Below are 5997 nucleotides of genomic sequence, written 5' to 3'. Positions count from 1 at the left end.
CTTGTCCCTGTACGCCACCTCTCTCGGAATGAACCTTCCCGCGATCTCCCTGAGAATGTACTTCCTAACGACGCCATCATCTCTGTTCACCTTGAGGTTCGCCGGAATGGACAGGGCGACCTCTATTATATCGAAGCTGAGGTACGGGGCGATTAACTTTATCTGATTGAAATACGCGAGCTTGTGGTCTCTTATCAGATTGTTTACGCCCAGGTTTCTGATGTCCTCCTCCATTGCTCTCTCGAGGCTCTTTCCTATCATGTTCTCGTACCTCTTGTACCCTCCGAACAGCTCGTCTGCCCCCTGACCGAAGATTATCTCGTCAAATCCGAGTGACCTTGCGTAGTTCATTGCGAGGTATATGGGCACGGCAATGGAGACCTGCAGGGGATTGGTGTCCTCTATTGCTCTGACCACGTCAGTTAGCACAGCTCTTACCGCGTTTTCGTCAAACCTCAGTATGTCCACCTCCCTGCCGAGCAGCTTTGCGGTCTCCTTTATCCTTTCCTCCTCCGATTTCGAGGCGGTCACGCTTATGAGGGGTACGTCGTAAAAGTACGCAAGGAACGAGGAGTCCACACCACCCGAAAAGCTCAGACACGCATTTTCAGTTCTGACTGACTCAAGAGAGGAAATTATTCTCTCTTCAGCCTCATCCCTGTCGAAACTCTGTCTGTCAAAGACATCGTCAAAACCGTAAATTTCCTGCCTGATCACCTCACCGTCGTAACCTATCTCGAGGAGTTCACCCGGCAGGAGTTCGACATGGTCAGGAACGAATTTTTTGAAGGTGGATATTCTCAGGTTCCGGTTGTAGTACAGCGGTTTCGATCCAAGAACGTCCTTTGCAAGGATGACCCTGTCCGATTTGAAAATTACGGCGTAAAACAACCCTCTGACCTCTGACGGCAGGCTGCCTGAAGGGGGTATGTTATCAACTCCCTCGAAGAACGTCAGCCCGTCTTTTTTTGAAGGATACTTCAGCTCGACATCCAGGCTCTTTACCTTTCCGTTTTCGACCAGAGGTGCCACAGTGAGAGACATCGCTTTTTATTCTCGCCTGAGCTCTTTTTAAAATTTGGGTTGGATGAGTGTGAGCGTACCATCCTGGGGTGGAAAAAGGCCGGTGTGCTTTTGTTTCCACTTCAAGGAATTTACTGCATCTCTCTCGAGGGTTTGCCGTTTATGATGTGAGATACCGGAAATCCGAGTGTTTCCACATGAAACGATGGTGGGAGGGTTCGGGGAATTTACAGCACCGTAAATTTTCGAAAGTTATTTAAGACAAAAATCCTGATTTTTCGTTGAAAATAAGGGGGAGGGTTGGCTATGGAGAAAAAAATCAGAGTTCTTGTCGCGAAACCAGGTTTGGACGGTCATGATCGCGGTGCTAAGGTTATTGCGAGAGCATTGAGGGATGCGGGTTTTGAGGTCATATACACCGGCATAAGGAGAACTCCCGCGGAGATTGCGGAGACTGCATTGCAGGAGGACGTCGACGTCGTCGGTCTCAGCATACTCAGCGGTGCCCACCTCGAGCTCGTTCCGCTGATCATGGACGAGCTCAGGAAAAGAGGGCTCGAGCCCAACAGGGACCTCGTCGTGATAGTGGGTGGAATAATCCCACCCGAAGACATCCCCAAGCTGAAGGAGATGGGCGTTGCCGAGGTCTTCGTCCCCGGAACGCCCATGTACGAGATTATCGATTTCATAAAGAGTAGCGTTGGTGAGAAGGTGGTAGCATGATGAAGAAGATTGACCACATCGGTATAGCCGTCAGGAGTCTGGACGAAGCCGTGGAGCTCTACAGAAAGCTCGGCTTCGAGGTTAAGGAGATTGAAGAGGTTGCGGAGCAGAAGGTCAGAGTTGCAATGCTGCCTGTGGGCGAGAGCAAGATCGAACTCCTCGAAGCCACGTCTCCAGACAGTGCGGTTGCCAAGTTCGTGGAGAAGAGGGGAGAGGGTATTCATCACATAGCTGTGAACGTGGAGAACATCGAGGAAGCTCTTGAAAATGCAAGGAAAAACGGGCTTCAGCTGATTGACGAGAAGCCGAGGATCGGTGCGGGTGGGAAGAAAGTGGCTTTTATCCATCCCAAGAGCACGAAGGGTGTTCTCCTCGAGTTTGTGGAGGGATGACCTTGAGGAAGGAACTTCTCGATGAGCTTTACCGCAGAAAGGAGAAGATAAAGCAGATGGGTGGGGGGGAGAGAATAAAGAAGCAGCACGACGCAGGAAAGCTAACCGCAAGGGAAAGGATTGAACTCCTCCTCGATCCCGGCAGCTTCGTTGAGATAAACCCGTTTGTTGAGAAAAGGAACACGGATTTCGGGCTTGATAAGGTTGAGCTGCCAGCGGACGGCGTTGTTACTGGCTACGGAACCATAGACGGTAGGCCGGTGGCAGTATTTGCCCAGGACTTCACGGTGATGGGTGGCAGTCTTGGAGAGATGCACGGATACAAGATAGCCTACCTTCTCGACTTCGCCATGAAGGTCGGGATTCCGGTAATAGGGCTGAACGACTCCGGTGGCGCGAGGATTCAGGAGGGTGTCGATGCTCTCAAGGGTTACGGGGACATCTTCTACAGGAACACGCTCGCGAGCGGTGTCATTCCGCAGATCAGCGTTATCCTTGGTCCGTGTGCAGGTGGTGCGGTTTACAGCCCTGCCATCGGTGACTTCATAGTGATGACCAAGAACAAGGGCTGTTACATGTTCATCACCGGGCCAAACGTCATAAAGACCGTAACGGGAGAGGAGGTTACCCCACAGGAGCTGGGAGGCTGGGAGGCTCACGCGGTAAAGAGCGGAAACGCCCACCTCGTGGCCGAAAATGATGAGGATGCCATGAGGCTCGTCAGAAAGCTCGTCAGCTTCCTGCCACTGAACAACCTCGAAGACCCTCCGCAGGTAGATACGGGCGACAACCCTGCGAGGACGACTCCCGAGATCTACGACATCATCCCGGACGATCCCAACAAGCCCTACGACGTGAGGGATGTGATAAGGGCGGTAGTAGACAACGGTGACTTCTTCGAGATCCACCAGCACTTCGCTCCAAACGCGGTTGTTGGATTTGCGAGGATGGATGGAAGGACGGTTGGAATTGTGGCCAACAATCCCAAGTTCTATGCCGGAACCCTCGACGTGAACAGCAGCGATAAAATCGCGAGGTTCGTCAGGTTCTGCGACGCGTTCAACATTCCCGTTCTGACGTTCGTTGACGTGCCAGGCTACCTGCCTGGAGTGCAGCAGGAGTACGGCGGAATCATAAGGCACGGGGCCAAGGTTCTGTACGCCTACAGTGAGGCGACAGTTCCGCTCGTCACGATCATACTGAGGAAGGCCTACGGTGGCGCCTATCTTGCGATGGGCAGCAAGCACCTCGGTGCTGATGTTGTCTATGCGTACCCAACTGCAGAAATAGCCGTGATGGGTCCGGAAGGTGCGGCCGAAATCGTCTTCAGGAAGGAAATCGCCAAGGCGGAGGATCCGGAGAAGGTGAGGCAGGAGAAGATTCAGGAGTACAGGGACAGGTTTGCCAACCCCTACAGGGCGGCGGCGAGGGGGTACATAGACGACGTCATCGACCCCAAGTTCACGAGGGTCAAGGTGATCTCCGCACTCAGGGTGCTCGAGACCAAGAGGGAGAAGCTCCCTCCGAAGAAGCACGGAAACATCCCTCTGTGAGGTGGTATCATGGGTCTGAATCCAGAGGAATTTGTTGCTGCCGTGGCGGCGATTCACAGATACCTTGAGGAGCACTCGGAGAAACCCATCGAGATAAGGAGGGACATCAGCTACTGGAAGATCGTCTCGAGGGTACCGGGGTGGTAGCATGGTCAGGTACTCGGTGGTGGTCAATGGCAGGAGGTTCGACGTTGAGGTCGAGGAGCTCTCGTCCGGCAGGTTCAGGGTCGTCGTTAACGGGAAGGAAGAGGAGATAGAGCTTTTCGAGGAGAGGAAGGTAGCTGGAGCGAAGGAAAAGGTCGAGACTCAGGTCTCATCTGGAAAGGCTGAGGGCGGAGAAGTCAAGGCGGAGATGTCGGGGAGCGTGGTGAGAATCCTCGTGAAGGAAGGAGATGCCGTGAAGAAGGGGCAGCCAGTTCTTATCCTCGAGGCAATGAAGATGGAGAACGAAGTGGTGTCTCCTTTTGATGGCGTCGTGGAGAGCGTTGAAATCGGAGAGGGCGATAAGGTTCAGGCTGGAGATGTGCTCCTCAGGATAAGAGCTGAGGGTGAGAGCGCATCTGCCGGACAGTCTAAGGCTGTTGAGGGCGATGGAACGCATGTTAAAGCTGAGATGGCCGGCACGATCGTCAGGATAGTCAAGAAAGAGGGCGAGGCTGTCAGGTCTGGAGAGGCTGTAGTGATACTCGAGGCAATGAAGATGGAGAACGAGATCTCCTCGCCGGTAGATGGTGTGGTTTCGAAGGTTTACGTGAGGGAGGGTGATAGGGTTCAGGCTGGAGACGTCCTGTTCTCCGTGTCCTGAGGAGGTGTTTTTATGAACAAGAGAGAGTGGGAGGAGAAATACGTAAAGCCCCTGCTTGAAAAGGCTCCCGAGAGGAAGAGGGAGTTCAAAACGGCAAGTGGCTTTGTTGTCGACAGGCTCTACACTCCTGAGGATGTTCAGGTGGATTACGATTCAAAACTCGGCTATCCGGGCGTTTACCCGTTCACGAGAGGAGTGTATCCCACGATGTACCGTGGAAGGCTCTGGACGATGAGACAGTACGCAGGCTTCGGGACAGCAGAGGAGACCAACAAGAGGTACAAGTTCCTTCTCGAGCAGGGCCAGACCGGGCTCAGCGTGGCCTTCGACCTTCCGACCCAGATAGGGTACGACTCCGACCATCCCATGGCCCTCGGGGAGGTTGGAAAGGTTGGCGTTGCCATAGACACCATAGAGGACATGCAGATCCTCTTCGACGGAATACCTCTCGACAAGGTCTCGACGTCAATGACCATCAACTCCACCGCCGCGCAGATTCTGAGCATGTATGTTGCCGTTGCAGAATCGCAGGGTGTTGACAGGAAGGTTCTGAGGGGAACAGTTCAGAACGACATGCTGAAGGAGTACATAGCCAGAGGGACCTACATCTTTCCTCCTGAGCCGAGCCTGAGGCTTGCGACGGACATAATCATGTTCTGTGCGAGGGAAATTCCAAAGTGGAACTCGATAAGCATCTCCGGGTACCACATGGAGGAGGCAGGTGCGACTCCCGTTCAGGAAGTGGCCTTCACGCTCGCTGACGGAATCGAGTACGTGCAGAGGGTCATAGACAGGGGGATGGATGTTGACGAATTCGCACCGAGGCTCAGCTTCTTCTTTGCCGCGGGAAACAACCTGCTTGAAGAGGTGGCCAAGTTCAGAGCCGCAAGGAGGCTCTGGGCCAGAATAATGAAGGATCGGTTTGGAGCGAAGAACCCGAGGTCCATGATGCTCAGGTTCCACGTTCAGACTGCGGGCTGCACTCTGACAGCCCAGCAGCCAGAGAACAACATAATCAGGGTCACACTCCAGGCCCTCGCCGCAGTGCTTGGAGGTACGCAGAGCCTGCACACCAACAGCTACGATGAGGCTCTGAGCCTGCCGACCGAGAAGGCTGTCAGGATAGCCCTCAGGACGCAGCAGATTATCGCGGAGGAGAGCGGTGTCGCTGATGTTATAGATCCTCTTGGGGGTGCGTACTACGTCGAATGGCTTACCGACAGGATAGAGGAGGAGGCGATGAAGTACATCGAGAAGATTGACGAGATGGGTGGAGTTATCAAGGCCATAGAGAGCGGATACATACAGAGGGAGATACAGAGGTCCGCCTACGAGAAGCAGAAGGCCATCGATGAGGGGGAGCTCGTGGTCGTTGGCGTCAACAAGTACAGGATAGAGGAGGAGCTCAACGTCGAGATCCTCAGGATAGATCAGGAGATGGTCAGGAAGCAGATCGAGAGGCTCAGGAAGTTCAGAGAGGGCAGAGACAGGAGCAGGGTGG

The 5997-nt window shown here is 53.9% G+C and carries 7 protein-coding genes; 6 read left to right on the top strand and 1 reads right to left on the bottom strand.

Annotation, left to right across the window (positions count from 1 at the left end; translation table 11 throughout):
• Positions 1–1044, bottom strand: a 1044-nt coding sequence (locus tag ACXJJC_RS00925) for an asparagine synthase C-terminal domain-containing protein (protein WP_456368673.1), incomplete at its 3' end; no start/stop codon positions are given.
• Between the two features lie 285 nt (positions 1045–1329).
• Between ACXJJC_RS00925 and ACXJJC_RS00920 the strand changes: the two genes are divergently transcribed.
• The 6 genes from ACXJJC_RS00920 to ACXJJC_RS00895 all read left to right on the top strand — a co-directional run.
• Positions 1330–1746, top strand: a complete 417-nt coding sequence (locus tag ACXJJC_RS00920) for a cobalamin B12-binding domain-containing protein (RefSeq protein WP_456368671.1) — start codon at positions 1330–1332, stop codon at positions 1744–1746.
• A complete protein-coding gene (gene mce / locus ACXJJC_RS00915) occupies positions 1743–2138 on the top strand; it encodes a methylmalonyl-CoA epimerase (RefSeq protein ID WP_456368669.1) in 396 nt (131 codons plus the stop codon). Before ACXJJC_RS00920 ends, mce begins: the two co-directional genes overlap by 4 nt.
• The gene (locus ACXJJC_RS00910; RefSeq protein WP_456368667.1) at positions 2135–3691 is read left to right on the top strand and encodes a carboxyl transferase domain-containing protein; all 1557 of its coding nucleotides are present in this window, start codon (positions 2135–2137) and stop codon (positions 3689–3691) included. Before mce ends, ACXJJC_RS00910 begins: the two co-directional genes overlap by 4 nt.
• Before the next feature lie 9 nt (positions 3692–3700).
• Positions 3701–3838, top strand: a complete 138-nt coding sequence (locus tag ACXJJC_RS00905; RefSeq protein ID WP_456368665.1) for a hypothetical protein — start codon at positions 3701–3703, stop codon at positions 3836–3838.
• Position 3839: 1 nt separating this feature from the next.
• On the top strand, positions 3840–4496 hold the full coding sequence (locus tag ACXJJC_RS00900; protein WP_456368663.1) for a biotin/lipoyl-containing protein: 657 nt from the start codon (positions 3840–3842) through the stop codon (positions 4494–4496).
• A 12-nt stretch (positions 4497–4508) separates the two neighbouring features.
• Positions 4509–5997, top strand: a 1489-nt coding sequence (locus ACXJJC_RS00895) for an acyl-CoA mutase large subunit family protein (RefSeq protein ID WP_456368661.1), incomplete at its 3' end; no start/stop codon positions are given.

Source organism: Geoglobus sp., assembly GCF_054018175.1.
This window is presented reverse-complemented; position numbering and strand designations above follow the sequence as displayed.